This is a genomic window from Nocardiopsis potens DSM 45234 (genome assembly GCF_000341105.1).
Taxonomy (GTDB): Bacteria; Actinomycetota; Actinomycetes; order Streptosporangiales; family Streptosporangiaceae; genus Nocardiopsis_A; species Nocardiopsis_A potens.
The window spans coordinates 17,771-35,416 of sequence record NZ_ANBB01000048.1; the positions used below are offsets into that span (position 1 = coordinate 17,771).

Sequence of the window (17,646 nt, forward strand, 5' to 3'; positions counted from 1 at the left end):
CGGGGGTCCGCCTCTCGGGCACGCGGGGGCGCGGGGCCGGCCGGGGGCCGGCGCGGGCGGCGCGCCCGTCGGACAGCGAGCCTAAGGGACGCGGAGGGGCGGGTGCAGTCAGGACCGCACCTCCGTGCCGGGTGGGGCTGGCACCTCCGCCGGGACCCCGCCCCGGGACGCCGGGGAGCGGGCGCGGCCTGGGCGGACGCCCTCAGCGGCCCGCGAGGCCGGCCCCGGGCGCCCCCGGAAGGGCCCGGCGGCGCCCCGGAGGCCGGGGTGAGGCGGCTGCCACAGCGGGTAAACCGGTCTCTTTCTCCCAACGTCTGAACAGCGACGACACCTCGACGACGGGTCAAGGAAGGGAGGGACGGCACCGTGCCCGACCGGCGATTCCTCCGCGGGTGGACCGGGGGCCGCCCCGCGTTCGACCCCGGGCCGCCCCCCGGGGGACCGGCCTCCATCGGCGAGACGGCCTGCTACTGGCTGCTCTACGTGGTGGGGCTGTCCGGCGCCTTCCTGCACTGGCGGACGGGCAACCTGCTGCTGGCGCTGATCTGCCTGGCCGCCGCGGCCTCCGCGGTCCACTTCATCGTGCAGGTCTCCCGCACCGCCGACCAGACGCACCGGCCGCCACCGGGACGGCACCCAGGGCGATGATCCCGACGTCGCGGCCCTACCAGGGCGCCCTGGCAGGGCCGCGACGTCGGGATCATCGGGAAGGGGCGGGCGGACCGGCCCCGGCTATTCCCGCTTCGGCGAGGGAAAACCTCTCCTCGGCGCACCGCCGGTCCGGGGAGGTTTCGCCGGTGTTGGACGGATAGTCTCAATGCCATGCGTTCTTGGTCTGCGCCTGAAACCGTCCGCCTGCCCGGGAGCGGCGGCCCCCTCCGCGTCCACGACTCCGTCACGGGGACCCTGCGCGCCACGGAGCCCGGTCCGACCGCCCGGATGTACGTGTGCGGCATCACCCCCTACGACGCGGCCCACATCGGCCACGCCTTCACCTACCTCACCTTCGACCTGGTGAACCGCGTGTGGCGGGACGCCGGCCACGAGGTCGACTACGTGCAGAACACCACCGACGTCGACGACCCGCTGCTGGAGCGGGCGCAGGCCAACGGCGAGGACTGGCGCGAGCTGGCCGCCCGGGAGATCCAGGTGTTCCGCGAGGACATGGAGGCGCTGCGGATCATCCCGCCGCGCGCCTACGTCGGGGTGGTGGAGTCGGTCGGCCTGATCGCGGACTTCGTGGCCGGCCTGCGCGAGACCGGCGCCGCCTACGAGGTCGACGGCGACGTCTACTTCTCGGTGCAGGCGGCGGAGGGCTTCGGCGAGGTCAGCGGCCTGGACCGGGAGGAGATGCTGCGGCTGTTCGCCGAGCGCGGCGGCGACCCGGACCGGCCGGGCAAGAAGGACCCGCTGGACTGGCTGCTGTGGCGGGCCGAGCGCCCGGGCGAGCCCGCCTGGGACACCCCGCTGGGCCGCGGCCGCCCCGGCTGGCACGTGGAGTGCAGCGCCATCTCGCTGAGCGAGCTGGGCATGGGCTTCGACCTCAACGGCGGCGGCAACGACCTGGTCTTCCCGCACCACGAGATGGGCGCGGCCGAGGCGCGCAAGGCCACCGGCCGGCACCCGCAGGCGCAGAACTACATGCACGTCGGCATGGTCGCCCTGGACGGCGAGAAGATGTCGAAGTCCCTGGGCAACCTGGTGTTCGTCTCCGGGCTGCGCAAGGAGGGCGCCGACCCGATGGCGGTCCGCCTGGCCATGCTCGCGCACCACTACCGGGACTCCTGGGAGTGGACCGCGCAGGGCCTGGAGGAGGCCCGGGAGCGCCTGGAGCGCTGGCGCGCCGCCGCAGCGCTGCCCGCCGGCCCGGACGCCGCGCCCGCGCTGGCCGCGGTCCGCGAGGCCCTCGCCGCCGACCTGGACACCGCCGCCGCGCTGGCGGCCCTCGACTCCTGGGCCGAGGCGGCCGCCTCCGCCCCCGGCGGCGACCCCGCCGCCCCCGCCCTGTTCCGGGACACCGCCGACACCCTGCTCGGCATCGCCCTGTAGACGGCCCCGCAGCGCCCCGCCCGCCGCCCCGGCCCCGCCCGCGAGGGCCGACCGGGGCGGCGGTACGAATCGGGCGGGCGGGCGGTTCCGTTCCGGCCGTGATCGGCCGATTGTGGTCCGAAACCTGCGGAACGCCATCAGGGCGTGGCGTTCCGTGGTGGGATGGTGGCATGACGACCACGATCCGACCGACCGCCGCGGCCACGCTCGTGCGGTCCTTCGCCGCCACCGCCGGCGACCTGGGCGACCGGGCCGACCTCGCCCGCTTCCTGCGGGAGCACGGCCTGGTCTCGGCCGGCGCCATCCCCATCACCCTGGCCGACTTCGACGAGGCGCTCGCGCTGCGCGACGGGATCCGCGCACAGATCCGCCGCGCCGAGGGGCACGCCGCCGACCCCGACGTGCTGGCCCGCGGCCAGCGCGTGCTGGACGGACTCCGGGTCACCGTCCGGCTCGACCCGGAGGAGCCCGGACGCGACGTGCTGGCCCCCGCCGTGGTGGACGAGGTCCGCCGCGGCCTGGCCCGGATCGCGGCCGCCTGGGCCGCGCTGGCCGCGACCGGGGAGTGGCGCTCCATCCGGCTGTGAACCGGGCGGCGGGCGCCGGCCCGCCCCGCCGGACGACGGGGCGGGGCCTCCCGGCCCTGCCGGGAGAGAGCGGTGGGCCCGGGGGAGGCGCGCCTAGCCCTTGCCCCGGCGGCGGAGGTAGCGCTCGAACTCGCGGGCGATCGCCTCGCCGCTGGCCTCGGGGAGGTCCGCGGCGTCCTTGGCCTCCTCCAGGCTGCGCACGTAGCCGGCGATGTCGGAGTCCTCGGCGGCCAGCTCGTCGACGCCGTGCTCCCAGGCGCGCGCGTCCTCCGGCAGCTCCCCCATCGGGACCGGGCGGTCCAGGACGTCCTCCACCCGCCGCAGCAGGGCCAGCGAGGCCTTCGGGTTGGGCGGCTGGGCGACGTAGTGCGGCACCGCCGCCCACAGCGACACCGTCTCGATCCCGGCGGCGGAGAAGACGTCGTGCAGCACCCCGACGATGCCGGTGGGGCCCTCGTAGTCGGTCGGCTCCAGGCCGAACTCGGCGCCCAGCTCCTCGGGGGTGGCCACCCCGGTGACCGGGACCGGCCGGGTGTGCGGGGAGTCGGCGAGCAGGGCGCCCATCAGCACCACCCGGCGCACGCCCAGCTCCCGGGCGGCGGCGAGCAGGTCGGCGCTGAACCCGCGCCAGCGCATGTTCGGCTCCGAGCCGCTGACCAGCACCACGTCCGGGCCGCTCCCGGGCCGGGCGATGGAGATCCGGGTCGCGGGCCAGGACAGGCCGTGGTGGCGGCCCCCGGTGACGGTGATCCGCGGCCGGGAGACCTGGAAGTCGTAGTAGTCGTCCGCGTCGATCTCGGCGAGCAGCTCGGCCCCCCACGCCGACGCGAGGTGGGCCACCGCGCCGCTGGCGGCGTCGCCGGCGTCGTTCCAGCCCTCGAACGCGGCCACCATGACGGGCTCGACGAGCTCGGGAACCCTGTCGAGCTCAGGCACCGGCCGCCTCCTCACTCACCTGCCGCGCCGCGGCAGGACCGTCGTTCCTCTCCTGCGGACACGTCCACCCTACGCGGTCGGTGCTCGGCGGGGGCACTCCCTTTTCCCGGCCGCTGCGGGCCGGGGCCCCGCCCGGGCGCCCCTCCGGGGCGGGGATCCGGCTCCGCCGGCCCCCGGAGCGGGGGCGGTCGCCCGTGGCGAGACGCGGTGCGCTATCGTGCACAGCAGCGGTCGCGCCCGCGTCCGCACCCCGCCACTCGGAAACGTCGGCGACAGCAGCACGGCCGCGCACGGCCGATCGGACACCGCAGTCCCCGGCCGCCCGACCCGCGCGTTCGCGGGAGGGCCTGCGCCGGGCCACCCCCATGCGCGCATTCCGAGAACCGCCGAGACTACAGTGAAGGGTCATGAGCTCTCGACTCTCCTTCCGGGATGCCCTCGCTCAGCGCGTCATCGTCGCAGACGGCGCGATGGGAACCATGCTCCAGGCCCACGACCTCGGGTTGGACGACTTCCAAGGCCACGAAGGCTGCAACGAGATCCTCAACGTCACCCGCCCCGACGTGGTCCGCGCCACCCACGCCGCCTTCTTCGACGTGGGCGTCGACTGCGTTGAGACCAACACCTTCGGGGCGAACTACGGCAACCTCGGCGAGTACGACATCGTCGACCGCACCTACGAGCTCGCCGAGTCCGGGGCCCGGCTGGCCCGCGAGACCGCCGACTCCTACACCGACGGCCGCGACCGGTACGTGCTCGGCTCGGTCGGCCCTGGTACCAAGCTGCCCTCCCTCGGGCACGCCCCCTACGCCCTGCTGCGCGACTACTACGAGCAGTGCCACCGCGGCCTGATCGACGGCGGCGCCGACGCCATCCTCATCGAGACCTGCCAGGACCTGCTGCAGACCAAGGCCGCGGTGATCGCCGCCAAGCGGGCCCGGGCCGCCCTGGGCTCCGACATCCCCATCATCGCCCAGGTCACCATCGAGACCACCGGGACCATGCTGATGGGCTCGGAGATCGGCGCGGCGCTGACCGCGCTGGAGCCGCTCGGCATCGACATGATCGGGCTCAACTGCGCCACCGGGCCCGCCGAGATGAGCGAGCACCTGCGCTACCTGGCGCAGCACTCCCGGGTGCCGATCTCCTGCATGCCCAACGCGGGCCTGCCCGAGCTCGGCGCGGACGGCGCGGTCTACCCGCTGGGCCCGGGCGAGCTCGCCGACGCGCACGACACCTTCACCTCCGAGTTCGGGCTGTCCATGGTCGGGGGGTGCTGCGGCACCACCCCGGAGCACCTGCGCCGGGTCGTGGAGCGGGTGCAGGGCCGCGGCATCGCCGACCGCAGGCCGGCCAACCCGCCCTCGGCCGCCTCGCTCTACCAGAGCGTGCCGTTCCGCCAGGACGCCAGCTACCTCGCGGTCGGCGAGCGGACCAACGCCAACGGCTCCAAGAAGTTCCGCGAGGCGATGCTGGAGGAGCGCTACGACGACTGCGTGGAGATCGCCCGCGAGCAGATCAGCGACGGCGCCCACCTGCTCGACCTGAACGTCGACTACGTCGGCCGGGACGGCTCCCGGGACATGCGCGAGCTCGCCTCCCGGCTGGCCACCGCCTCCACCCTGCCGCTCATGCTGGACTCCACCGAGCCCGAGGTGCTGGAGGCCGGCCTGGAGCTGGTCGGAGGCCGCGCGGTGATCAACTCGGTCAACTACGAGGACGGCGACGGCCCCGACTCCCGGTTCGCCCGGATCATGCGCCTGGTCTCGGAGCACGGCGCCGCGGTGGTCGGGCTCTGCATCGACGAGGAGGGCCAGGCGCGCACCGCCGACTGGAAGGTGCGGGTCGCCTCCCGGCTCATCGACGAGCTCACCGGCTCCTGGGGGATGCGCACCGGCGACATCGTGATCGACTGCCTCACCTTCCCGATCACCACCGGCCAGGAGGAGACCCGGCGGGACGGCATCGAGACGCTGGAGGCCATCCGCGAGCTCAAGCGGCGCTACCCCGAGGTGCAGACCACGCTGGGCCTGTCCAACCTCTCCTTCGGCCTCAACCCGGCCGGGCGCATCGTGCTCAACTCGGTCTACCTGCACGAGGCGGTCGAGGCCGGGCTGGACTCGGCGATCGTGCACGCCTCCAAGATCCTGCCGATGAACCAGATCCCCGAGGAGCAGCGCAAGGCCGCCCTCGATCTGATCTACGACCGGCGGGAGGGCGACTTCGACCCGCTCGCCGCGTTCATGGAGCTGTTCGAGGGCGTCGACGCCAAGGCGATGAAGGCCTCCCGGGCCGAGGCGCTGGCCGCGCTGCCGCTGTGGGAGCGGCTGGAGCGGCGGATCATCGACGGCGAGCTGGTCGGCATGGAGGCCGACCTGGACGAGGCGCTGGCCGAGCGCTCCGCGCTGGCCATCGTCAACGACACCCTGCTGGCCGGGATGAAGACCGTCGGCGAGCTGTTCGGCTCCGGCCAGATGCAGCTGCCGTTCGTGCTCAAGTCGGCCGAGGTGATGAAGGCCGCGGTGGCCTACCTCGAACCGCACATGGAGAAGAGCGACGACGACGGCAAGGGCCGGATCGTGCTCGCCACCGTCAAGGGCGACGTGCACGACATCGGCAAGAACCTGGTCGACATCATCCTCTCCAACAACGGCTACGACGTGGTCAACATCGGCATCAAGCAGCCGGTGTCGGCGATCCTGGAGGCGGCCGAGGAGAACCGGGCCGACATCATCGGCATGTCCGGCCTGCTGGTGAAGTCCACGGTCATCATGAAGGAGAACCTGGAGGAGATGAACTCCCGCGGGCTCTCCGAGCGCTACCCGGTGCTGCTCGGCGGTGCCGCGCTCACCCGCTCCTACGTGGAGGAGGACCTCGCCTCGATGTTCGGCGGCGAGGTGCGCTACGCCAAGGACGCCTTCGAGGGCCTGCGGCTGATGGACGCCTTCATGGCGGTCAAGCGCGGCGAGGAGGGCGCTCAGCTGCCCGCGCTGCGCACCCGGAGGGTGAAGACCAAGGCCAAGCTGAAGGTCACCGCCCCCGAGGACATGCCGGCCCGCAGCGACGTCTCCACCGGCAACCCGGTGCCCGAGCCGCCGTTCTGGGGCGACCGGATCAGCAAGGGCGTCCCGCTCGCCGACTACACCGCCTACCTGGACGAGCGCGCCACCTTCATGGGGCAGTGGGGGCTGAAGGGCTCCCGCGGCGACGGCCCGAGCTACGAGGAGCTGGTCGAGACCGAGGGCCGGCCGCGGATGCGGATGTGGCTGGACCGGATCCAGACCGAGGGCTGGCTGGAGGCCGCGGTGGTCTACGGCTACTACCCGTGCCACAGCGACGGCGACGACCTGGTCGTGCTGGACGAGAACGGCGGGGAGCGCACCCGCTTCACCTTCCCGCGCCAGCGCCGCGACCGCCACCTCTGCCTGGCCGACTACTTCCGGCCCAAGGAGTCCGGCGAGACCGACGTGGTCGCGTTCCAGGTGGTCACGGTCGGCTCGGCGATCAGCCGGGCCACCAAGGAGCTGTTCGAGAAGAACGCCTACCGCGACTACCTGGAGCTGCACGGGCTCTCGGTGCAGCTCACCGAGGCGCTCGCGGAGTACTGGCACACCCGGGTCCGGGCCGAGCTGGGCTTCGCCGGCGACGACCCGGCGCAGATCGAGGAGTTCTTCAAGCTCGGCTACCGGGGCGCGCGGTTCTCCCTGGGCTACGGGGCCTGCCCCGACCTGGAGGACCGGGCCAAGATCATGCGGCTGCTGGAGCCGGAGCGGGTCGGGGTGACCCTCTCCGAGGAGTTCCAGCTCGTCCCGGAGCAGGCCACCGACGCCATCGTGGTGCACCACCCCGAGGCGAAGTACTTCAACGTGTGACCCCGGCCGGCGCCGCCGGGCGCCGGCACCGAACCGACACCGACGAGGAGGAAGGGGCGCCCGCCGGCACCGCCGGGGGCGCCCCACCGGAGATGACCCCACCCCGCAGCGCTTCCCTGCCCGAGGCGGTCCTGTTCGACATGGACGGCACCCTCATCGACAGCGAAGGGATGTGGGGCGAGGCCGAGGCGGAGGTCGTCGCCGGCCTCGGCGGGGTGTGGACGGCCGAGGACCACCGGCGCAACGTCGGCGGCGCGGCCGAGCAGGTGGGGCGGTACATCGCCGAGCTGACCGGGAGCGCGCTGGGCCCGCGGGAGATCATCGCCCGGATGCAGGAGGCGTTCGGCCGCCGGCTGGCCGAGGGCGCGCCCGCCCGCCCCGGCGCCAAGGAGCTGGTCACCGAGGTGGCCGCCGCCGGGGTGCCGTCCGCCCTGGTCACCTCCACCGAGCGGATGCTGGTGGAGACCGCGATCGGCGCGATCGGCCTGGAGAACTTCGATCTCTCGGTCGCCGGGGACGAGGTGGAGCGGAACAAGCCCGACCCCTGCCCCTACCTGAAGGCCGCCCGGCTGCTCGGGGTGGACCCGGCCCGCTGCGTGGCCTTCGAGGACTCGCCGACCGGGGTGGCCTCCGCGCTCGCCGCGGGCTGCCTGACCGTGGCGGTCCCGATGATGGTCCCGGTGGAGCCCGCCGATGGGCTGATCCTGCTGGACACCCTGGACGGCGTGGACCTGGCCTGGGTGCGCGCCGCCGCCGCGGAGCACTTCGGCCGCGGCTGACCCGCGGGCGCGGGAAGGCCTCTCCCCGCGCCCTTCCGGAGGCACCCTGGGTGGCGGCCGGGTGACTCCTGATCACCGACGGTGATTCGGATCATATTGGTTACCGCAACTTAGATGAATCGTGACTTAACCGGCTCTAAATTGGCCGCCACGTGCATCAGATGCGAGCCATCGACCCCATCCGTCGGGATCCCGGGGAGGGCAGGTCGGCGCCGATGATGCTTCCACCAGAAGTGCTGATGAGAGGCCGAACATTGAGAAGCTCAGCGCTGGGCGGTGCCGCGGTCGCGACCGCGGCCGTCCTCCTGCTGTCCGCCTGCGGTGGCGGTGGCGGCGGCGGTGACGCCGCGGACACCGAGTTCGACCAGGGGATCGCCGAGGTCGTCAACGCGTCTGAAGAGCAGGGCGGCACCCTCCGCTACGCCATCACGGCCAACATGGAGAGCACCGACCCGGGCAACACCTACTACGGCTACGTCTGGAACTTCAGCCGGTACTACGCCCGCACCCTCTACACCTACGACACCGCCCCGGGCGAGGACGGCCGCACCATCGTGCCGGACCTGGCCGAGGGCGAGCCCGAGGTGAGCGACGACGGCAAGACCTACACCGTCAAGCTCAAGGAGGGGCTGAAGTACGAGGACGGCTCGGAGATCGTCGCCGAGGACATCAAGTACGCCATCGCGCGGAGCAACTTCGGTCCCGACGCCCTGCCGAACGGCCCGAAGTACTACAAGGAGCACCTCGCCGACAGCGACGACTACGAGGGCCCCTACGAGGACACCGACGACCCGCTCAAGGGCTTCGACGGCATCGAGACCCCTGACGACCACACCCTGGTCTTCAAGCTCAAGGGCGCCTTCTACGACTTCCCGTACGTGCTGGTCCAGCCGCAGAGCGCCCCGGTGCCCGCGGACAAGGACAAGGGCGAGCGGTACCAGGCCCAGGTGGTCTCCTCCGGCCCGTACAAGTTCGAGGGCGAGTGGACCCCGGGCAACGGCCTGACCCTGGTCCGCAACGAGGAGTGGGACCCGGAGAGCGACCCGATCCGCAAGGCGCTCCCGGACAAGATCACCGTTGAAGAGGGCGTCGACCAGAACGAGATCGACCAGCGCCTGATGAACGGCGAGCTCGACGTCGACCTGGCCGGCACCGGCCTGGGCCCGGCGAAGAAGGGCGAGGTCCTCCAGGACGAGGACGCCAAGCGGATGCTGGACAACCCGCAGAACGGCGCGCACTACTACCTGACGGTCAACACCCAGGTGGAGCCGTTCGACAAGCTGGAGTGCCGCCAGGCCGTCCAGTACGCGCTCAACCGCGACGCGGTGCACCGCGCCTGGGGCGGCGCGGCCGGCGGCGACCCGGCCAACACCATCCTGCCCCCGGTCGTCCCGGGCCACGACGCGGAGAGCGACATCTACCCGGCCGCCGACGCGGAGAAGAACGAGGGCGACCCGGCCAAGGCCGAGGAGCTGCTCGCCGACTGCGGCGAGGAGGGCGGCGTCACCGCCAAGCTGGGCGTCCGCGCCGACCGGCCGGCCGAGGTCTCCGCGGCCGAGGCGATCCAGGAGGGCCTGGGCCGGGCCGGCATCGAGGTGCAGATCGAGCAGTTCCCCTCGGACACCTTCACCAACACCCAGGCCGGTTCGCCCGACTTCGTGCACGACAACGAGATGGCGCTGAACATCTACGGCTGGATGCCCGACTGGAACACCGGCTACGGCTACATGAGCCAGATCCTGGACGGCGACGCCATCAAGGAGGCCGGCAACTCCAACATCTCCGAGCTGGACGACAAGGAGATCAACAAGCTCTTCGACGAGGTCGTCGGGATCGAGGACGAGGAAGAGCGGAACAAGACCTACACCGAGATCGACCGGCTGGCCATGGAGGAGGCCGTGATCGTCCCGATGGTCTACCACAAGTCCGTGCTCTACCGGCCGGAGACGCTGACCAACGTCTACTTCAACCCGAGCTGGAAGATGTACGACTACATGGCGCTGGGGACCACCGCGGAGTAGCGGACTCCCAGGTCGCAGCGGCTGAATGAGCCCGGGGGCGGTGTCCTGCCGCCCCCGGGCCTCCGTGTTCCCGGGGCCTTTCGGCGCGCATTGGTTACCGGAGCTTGGACGAATCGTTACAGAACCGCTCTTAGATTGACCGCCACGTGCATCAGCGGCGAGACATCGGCCTCGATCGTCGTGACCCGGGGGGTGGCGGGGCGACGCGGGTGATGCTTCCGAGAAGTGCCGATGAGAGGGCGAACATTGAAAGGTTCAGCTCTGCGCGCCACGGCGGCCGCGACCGCGGCCGTCCTGCTGCTGTCCGCCTGCGGGGGCGGTGGCGGCGGCGGGAACGCCGACACCGAGTTCGACCAGGGGTCCACCGAAGTGGTCAACCCCTCCGAGGAGAAGGGCGGCACGCTCCGCTACGCCATCACGGCCAACATCGAGAGCACCGACCCGGGCAACACCTACTACGGCTACGTCTGGAACTTCAGCCGGTACTACGCCCGCACCCTCTACACCTACCAGGCGGCGCCCGGCGAGGAGGGCCGCGAGGTGGTCCCCGACCTGGCCGAGGGCGAGCCCGAGGTGAGCGAGGACGGCAAGACCTACACGGTCAAGCTCAAAAAGGGGCTGAAGTACGAGGACGGCTCGGAGATCGTCGCCGAGGACATCGCCTACGCCATCGCGCGGAGCAACTTCGGCCCGGACGCGATGCCGAACGGCCCGAAGTACTACAAGGAGCACCTCGCCGGCAGCGACGACTACGAGGGCCCCTACACCGGGGCCGACGACCCGCTGGAGGGCTTCGGCGGCGTCGAGACGCCCGATGACCACACCCTCGTCTTCCACCTGAAGAAGCCGTTCTACGAGTTCCCGTACGTGCTGGTCCAGCCGCAGAGCGCGCCGGTCCCGGCCGAGGCGGACAAGGGCGAGCAGTACCAGGAGAAGGTGGTCTCCTCCGGCCCGTACAAGTTCGAAGGGGAGTGGACCCCGGGCAACGGCCTGACCCTGGTCCGCAACGAGGAGTGGGACCCGGAGAGCGACCCGATCCGCAAGGCGCTGCCGGACAGGGTCACGGTCGAGGAGGGCGTGGACCAGAACGAGATCGACCAGCGGCTGATCAACGGCGAGCTCGACGTCGACCTCGGCGGCACCGGCCTGGGCCCGGCGAAGAAGGGCGAGGTCCTCCAAGACGAGGACGTCCGCCCCCTCCTGGACAACCCGCTCAACGGCGGCCACTACTTCCTCGCGGTCAACACCAAGGTGGAGCCGTTCGACGAGCTGGAGTGCAGGCAGGCGGTGCAGTACGGGCTCAACCGCGACGCGGTGCACCGCGCCTGGGGCGGCGCGGCCGGCGGCGAGCCGGCCAACACCGTCCTCCCGCTCGGCACGCCCGGCCACGACCCGGAGAGCGACGTCTACCCGGCCGCCGACCCGGAGAAGAACGAGGGCGACCCGGCCAAGGCCGAGGAACTGGTCGCCGAGTGCGGTGAAGGGGACGGCGTCACCGCCAAGCTGGGCGTCCGCGCCGACCGGCCGGCCGAGGTCTCCGCGGCCGAGGCGATCCAGGAGGCGCTGGGCCGGGCCGGCATCGAGGTGCGGATCGAGCAGTTCCCGTCGGACACCTTCACCACCACCCAGGCCGGATCGCCGAGCTTCGTGCACGAGAACAAGCTGGCGCTGATGATCTACGGCTGGCTGCCGGACTGGGACACCGGCTACGGCTACATGAGCCAGATCCTGGACGGCGACGCCATCAAGGAGGCCGGCAACTCCAACCTGGCCGAGCTGGACGACGAGGAGATCAACGAGCGCTTCGACGAGATCGTCGGGATCGAGGACGAGGCCGAGCGGACCGAGGCGGCCGCCGAGATCGACCGGCTGGTCATGGAGCAGGCCGTGATCGTGCCGATGGTGTACAGCAAGGCCGTGCTCTACCGGCCGGAGACGCTGACCAACGCCTACTTCAACCCGAGCTGGAAGATGTACGACTACATGGCGCTGGGCACCACCGCGCAGGAGTGACCCGGAGCCGGCGGAGCGGGCGGCCCGCCCGCTCCGCCCCAGGCCGATGGTCTTGACGTTGCGGCCCTATCAGAGCGCTCTGATAGGGCCGCAACGTCAAGACCATCGGGGAGGGCCGCGGCCCCGGAGCGTCCCACCTAGGGGAACGGCCGGATGTGCGCGGGCGGGCGGAATGCGAGACTGGAGGCATGCCGGAGACATTGCCGATCGCGGGTCCGATGCTTGGAGCGGCCATCACCGTCGTGGGGCTGCTGATCTCGTGGCTGGTGTGGCGCCGCCGCGGCGCCGCGGCCGGCCTGCGCGGGGTGGCCTGGTCCCTGGTCCCGCTCGCCGCGGGCCTGCTGGGGCTGATGGCCACGGTGTGGCGGGCGGTCGCCGACATCGTCGGGATCCTCGCCGGGCTGCTGTTCGACCCGATGGTCTGGGCCGGGGTCGTGGTCGCGGGCATCGCCGCGGTGCTCTTCGTGGCCTCGGGCTTCATGCGCGCCCGGGGGATGGGCGTGCGCGGCGCCAAGGCGGAGGGGAAGCCCGAGGCGGCCGGGGCCGGCCGGGCCGAGGGGATCGCGGGGCCGGCGCCGACCGCTCCGCAGCCGAAGGCGCAGCAGCCCGGGAAGGCCGGGAAGAAGGCCGGGCCCTCCGGGGGAGACGACGACCTCGGCGACATCGAGGACCTGCTCCGCAAGCACGGGATCGAGTGAGCGCCCGCCGGCTCCCCGGCCGCCCGGCGGCCCGGAGCCGGCGTGACCTGCGCAACGGACCCGGTAAGCCGGGCTGAACGGCGCTCCGCGGCCCGCCTGTCGGGCCGCGGAGCCGCTCCGCCGGAACCGCCCCTTCCCGCCCCGCGGGAAACGGGGCGTTTTTTATGTCTGAAAAGTGCTGATTTGCGGCTTTTATGTGCGTATTATGTCGGTCAAGGCGGCGGCAAGACCTTCGCAAGGCGCGCCTTGCCGGTCGGCCGCCCCTGTTCAGGCAGACTCGGTGACGATCGGTGATCGGTCGGGCGTTGTTCGTGACATGACGGATCCATCGGATAGTCGTCACGATTCAGCCACAACGTCGGGAATTGGACGTTACGACATGTGAGCTGGCGTACATTGATCGCCGTGCATACTGAGCTGCACGAATCCTGTTAGCCACGTCGAGTTTTGGTGTTAAGTCGGCTGCGCTGGCAGGTCCCGAGCCGGGGCATAACCCCGTGGACGGATCCGGCCGGTCCGAACGAGCCGGCCCACAGGCCGGTGCGGCGGAAGGCCGCCGGTCGCCGGGCCGGAGCCAGGACCGCGACACAAGCGGAGTAGTGGGGGAGTAGTGGTGCCATGAGCGCGCCTTCGCACGCACCCGACCAGGCAGAGGAAACCGGCCCTGCCAAAGAGGGATGGGTGGCCGCCGAGCGGTCGCTCCGCCAGATCGCCTGGCAGCGCTTCCGCCGGGACAAGGTCGCCATGGCCGGCGCCGTCGTGGTGGTGCTGCTCATCGCGATGGCCGTACTGGCCCCGCTGCTGACCCGCCTCTTCGGGTTCCCGCCGAACGAGTTCCACCAGGACCTGATGGACCCGCTGACCGGCGGCGCCCTGAACGACCCGGCGAACCCGACCTCCGGCATCGACCCCTGGGGCGGCATGTCCGGGACCCACCTGCTGGGCCTGGAACCGGTCACCGGGCGCGACATGTTCAGCCGCATCGTCTACGGCGCGCAGATCTCCCTGCTGGTGGCCTTCGGCGCCACCGTGCTCTGCGTGGTCATCGGCACCGTGCTCGGCATCGTCGCCGGCTACTTCGGCGGCTGGGTCGACACCGTGATCAGCCGGGCGATGGACATCTTCCTCGCCTTCCCGCTGCTGCTGTTCGCCATCGCGCTGGCCGGCGTCATCCCCGACGGCGCCTTCGGCCTCCAGGGCAACGGCCTCCGGGTGGCCCTGCTGATCTTCATCATCGGCTTCTTCAACTGGCCCTACATCGGGCGCATCGTCCGCGGGCAGACGCTCACCCTCAAGGAGCGCGAGTTCGTCGAGGCCGCTCGGAGCCTGGGCGCGGGCAACGGCCACATCCTCTTCCGGGAGCTGCTGCCGAACCTGGTCACGCCCATCCTCGTCTACTCGACGCTGCTCATCCCGACCAACATCATCTTCGAAGCCTCACTCTCCTTCCTGGGTGTCGGCATCAATCCCCCCACCCCGAGCTGGGGCGGCATGCTGTCCAACTCGCTGGACTACTACACCACGTCGCCCCATTACGTGATCATCCCCGGCCTGGCCATCTTCATCACGGTCCTGGCGTTCAACCTCTTCGGTGACGGACTGCGGGACGCCTTCGACCCCCGCTCCTCCGACTGAGCGGCGAGCTCGGTTCGGTCGCGGAGGCGTCCGGGCACGGCGATGGGCACGCGGCAACGAGAAAGGCAAGGATCTTGAGTAAACGAGCACTGGGGCTGGCGGCGCTGGGAGTCGGTTCGGCACTCTTCCTGAGCGCCTGCGGCGGGGGCGGCGGTACCGGCGGCGGGGACGCGGCCGGCACCTACGACCAGGCCACCACCGAGGTGGTCAACGCCTCGGACGAGAAGGGCGGCACGCTCCGCTACGCCATCTCGGCCAATATCGAGAGCACCGACCCGGGCAACACCTACTACGGCTACGTCTGGAACTTCAGCCGGTACTACGCCCGCACCCTGCTCACCTACAGCCCCGAGCCGGGCAAGACCACCGAGCCCGTGCCGGACATGGCCACCGAGATGCCGAAGGTCAGCGACGACGGCAAGAGCTACACGCTGACCCTGCGCGACGGCCTCACCTACGAGGACGGCTCGCCGATCGTCGCCGAGGACATCAAGTACGGCATCGCGCGCAGCAACTACGGCGACGACGCGCTGCCCAACGGGCCGCGCTACTTCAAGGAGCTGCTCGCCGACAGCGACGACTACGAGGGCGTCAACGCCGACCCCTCGGACCCGCTGGCCGGCTTCGGCGGCATCGAGACGCCGGACGACAAGACGATCGTGTTCCACCTCAAGGAGCCGTTCGCCGACTTCCCCTACGTGCTGGTGCAGCCGCAGACCGCCCCGGTCCCGGCCGAGGCGGACAAGGGCCAGCAGTACCAGGAGAACGTGGTCTCCTCCGGCCCGTACAAGTTCGAGGGCGGGTGGACCCCGGGCAACGGCCTGACCCTGGTCCGCAACGAGGAGTGGAACGCCGACTCCGACCCGATCCGCACCGCGCTGCCGGACCAGATCACGGTCCAGGAGGGCGTGGACCAGAACGAGATCGACCAGCGGCTGATCAACGGCGAGCTCGACGTCGACCTCGGCGGCACCGGCCTGGGCCCGGCGAAGAAGGGCGAGGTCCTCAGCGGCGAGGACGAGAAGGCCCGCCTGGACAACCCGGAGAACGGGTCGCTGCGGTACGTGGCCGTCAACACCGTGGTCGAGCCGCTGGACGACGAGGCCTGCCGGCAGGCGATCATGTACGCCGCCGACCACGACTCGATGCAGCGCGCCTGGGGCGGCGCCGCCGGCGGCGAGATCCCCAACGACGTCATCCCGCCGCAGATCGCCGGGCACGACCCGGACCTCGACCTGTACCCGTCCAAGGACGACAAGGGCGACCTGGACAAGGCCGAGGAGAAGCTGAAGGAGTGCGGCGAGGAGGACGGCTTCAGCACCAACCTCGGCGTCCGCGCCGACCGTCCGACCGAGGTCGCCGCCGCCGAGGCCGTCCAGCAGAGCCTGGGCCGGGTCGGCATCGACGTCGAGATCAAGCAGTTCCCGTCGGACACCTTCACCAACACCCAGGCCGGCTCCCCTGACTTCGTGCACGAGAACGAGCTGGGCCTGAACATCTACGGGTGGATCCCGGACTGGCCGACCGGCTACGGCTTCCTCAGCTACATCGCGCACGGCGACAACATCAAGAAGGCGGGCAACTCCAACATCTCCGAGCTGGACGACAAGGAGATCAACGAGATGCTCGACGAGGCCGTCCGCACCGAGGACGCCGACGAGCAGGCCCGCCTCTACTCCGACATCGACCGCCGGATCATGGAGACCGGCGCGATCCTGCCCATCGTCTTCGAGAAGTCCGTGCTGTACCGCCCGGACAACCTGACGAACGTCCACTTCAGCCAGGGCTACTCGATGTACGACTACATGACGCTGGGGACCACCGGATCCTGACGGTGGCGGACCCCCTGACCCTTCGAGCCGAGAGTTAGGCAGGTGAAGGCCGCGGGGGCGGCCGGGCCCGGATCGGGCCCGGCCGGCCTCCACGGCCGGACACGTTGGTCACATACATTCTTCGTCGCCTGGGCGCCGGCGTCCTCCTGCTGGCCATCGTGACCCTGGTGACCTTCATGATCTTCTACGTGGTCCCCCGGATGGCGGGCCAGACCGTGCAGCAGCTGGCGACCATGTACGTCGGCAAGGCGCCCACCGCGGAGGCCATCGAGGCCACCATCGACCGGCTGAACCTCGACCAACCGGTCGCGCTGCAGTTCTGGGAGTTCGTCAAGGGGATCTTCGTCGGGGCGACCTACAGCTTCGGCGGCCGCGAGGTCGTCTGCTCCGCCCCCTGCTTCGGGTACTCCTTCCAGAACTACACCGAGGTCTTCCCGGAGCTCATGGCCCGGCTCCCGATCACCTTCTCGCTGGGCCTCGGCGCCGGCGTGATCTGGCTGATCGGCGGCGTCGCGGTCGGCGTGATCTCCGCGATCAAGAAGGGCAGCATCTTCGACCGCCTGGCGATGGGCGTCGCCCTGGCCGGCGTCTCCCTCCCGGTCTTCTTCACCGGCCTGCTCATGCTGGCCTTCCTGGTGCACGCCTGGGACATCTTCGAGACCCCGCGGTACACCCCGCTGGCCGAGGACCCGGTCGCCTGGATGACCGGGATGATCCTGCCCTGGCTCACCCTGGCCTTCCTGCACGCCGCACAGTACGCGCGGCAGACCCGCGCGGGCATGCTGGAGACCATGGGCGAGGACTACATCCGCACCGCCCGGGCCAAGGGGCTGCCGGAGCGCAAGGTCATCCTCAAGCACGGCCTGCGCCCCACGCTCACCCCCATCGTCACCATCTTCGGCCTGGACATCGGCCTGGTGCTGGGCGGCGCGGTCCTCACCGAGCAGGTCTACTCGCTCAACGGCATCGGCCGCTACGCGGTGCAGGCCATCATCTCCCAGGACCTCCCGGTGATCCTCGGCGTCACCCTCCTCGGCGCCTTCTTCGTGGTGGTCTGCAACCTCATCGTCGACTTGCTCTACGCCTGGGTCGACCCCCGGGTGCGGGTGGCCGGCTGACCGGGCCCGGCCGCCCCGGGCGGGGCGGCCGGCCCATCCGCCAACGAGCAGTTCTCCCGCTCCCCGAGCCGCGGCAGGCGGCCGGGGGCCCGAGCCGAAGGAAGAA

Annotated in this window: 12 protein-coding genes; 11 read left to right on the forward strand and 1 reads right to left on the reverse strand. The window is 71.3% G+C overall.

Annotated elements, in window-relative coordinates; all coding sequences use genetic code 11:
• Positions 1–366 precede the first annotated feature (366 nt).
• The 3 genes from D459_RS32260 to D459_RS0120120 all read left to right on the forward strand — a co-directional run bounded on the left by D459_RS32260 (position 367) and on the right by D459_RS0120120 (position 2,636).
• Positions 367–648, forward strand: coding sequence for a hypothetical protein (locus tag D459_RS32260; RefSeq protein ID WP_017594800.1), 282 nt, complete (start codon positions 367–369; stop codon positions 646–648).
• 174 nt (positions 649–822) lie between these two features.
• On the forward strand, positions 823–2,049 hold the full coding sequence (mshC, locus tag D459_RS0120115; protein ID WP_081620638.1) for a cysteine--1-D-myo-inosityl 2-amino-2-deoxy-alpha-D-glucopyranoside ligase: 1,227 nt from the start codon (positions 823–825) through the stop codon (positions 2,047–2,049).
• 170 nt (positions 2,050–2,219) lie between these two features.
• Entirely contained in the window at positions 2,220–2,636 is a 417-nt protein-coding gene (locus tag D459_RS0120120; protein WP_017594802.1) for an ABATE domain-containing protein, read from the forward strand.
• A 93-nt stretch (positions 2,637–2,729) separates the two neighbouring features.
• Here the strand turns inward: D459_RS0120120 and D459_RS0120125 are convergent, their stop codons facing one another.
• Positions 2,730–3,572 (reverse strand): PAC2 family protein, encoded by an 843-nt coding sequence (locus D459_RS0120125; RefSeq protein ID WP_017594803.1) that lies wholly within the window; start codon positions 3,570–3,572, stop codon positions 2,730–2,732.
• 407 nt (positions 3,573–3,979) lie between these two features.
• On the opposite strand from D459_RS0120125, the gene metH reads away from it, so the two are divergent.
• From metH to D459_RS0120165, 8 genes are all read left to right on the forward strand, one after another.
• Positions 3,980–7,444, forward strand: a complete 3,465-nt coding sequence (metH, locus tag D459_RS0120130; protein ID WP_081620639.1) for a methionine synthase — start codon at positions 3,980–3,982, stop codon at positions 7,442–7,444.
• Positions 7,445–7,536: 92 nt separating this feature from the next.
• Positions 7,537–8,223 (forward strand): HAD family hydrolase, encoded by a 687-nt coding sequence (locus tag D459_RS0120135; protein ID WP_026120578.1) that lies wholly within the window; start codon positions 7,537–7,539, stop codon positions 8,221–8,223.
• Positions 8,224–8,477: 254 nt separating this feature from the next.
• Positions 8,478–10,244 carry an ABC transporter substrate-binding protein gene (locus tag D459_RS0120140; protein ID WP_017594806.1) on the forward strand — a complete coding sequence of 589 codons (1,767 nt, stop codon included), beginning with the start codon at positions 8,478–8,480 and terminating at the stop codon, positions 10,242–10,244.
• A 231-nt stretch (positions 10,245–10,475) separates the two neighbouring features.
• Positions 10,476–12,257: an ABC transporter substrate-binding protein gene (locus tag D459_RS0120145; protein ID WP_040710619.1), complete on the forward strand. Its 1,782-nt coding sequence runs from the start codon at positions 10,476–10,478 to the stop codon at positions 12,255–12,257.
• Positions 12,258–12,475: 218 nt separating this feature from the next.
• Positions 12,476–12,955 carry a hypothetical protein gene (locus tag D459_RS0120150; protein WP_026120579.1) on the forward strand — a complete coding sequence of 160 codons (480 nt, stop codon included), beginning with the start codon at positions 12,476–12,478 and terminating at the stop codon, positions 12,953–12,955.
• Between the two features lie 618 nt (positions 12,956–13,573).
• Entirely contained in the window at positions 13,574–14,590 is a 1,017-nt protein-coding gene (locus D459_RS0120155) for an ABC transporter permease (RefSeq protein WP_026120580.1), read from the forward strand.
• A gap of 74 nt (positions 14,591–14,664) precedes the next feature.
• Complete coding sequence (locus D459_RS0120160; protein ID WP_017594810.1) at positions 14,665–16,422, forward strand: ABC transporter substrate-binding protein; 1,758 nt, start codon at positions 14,665–14,667, stop codon at positions 16,420–16,422.
• Between the two features lie 104 nt (positions 16,423–16,526).
• Entirely contained in the window at positions 16,527–17,540 is a 1,014-nt protein-coding gene (locus D459_RS0120165; protein WP_026120581.1) for an ABC transporter permease, read from the forward strand.
• Positions 17,541–17,646: the final 106 nt, after the last annotated feature.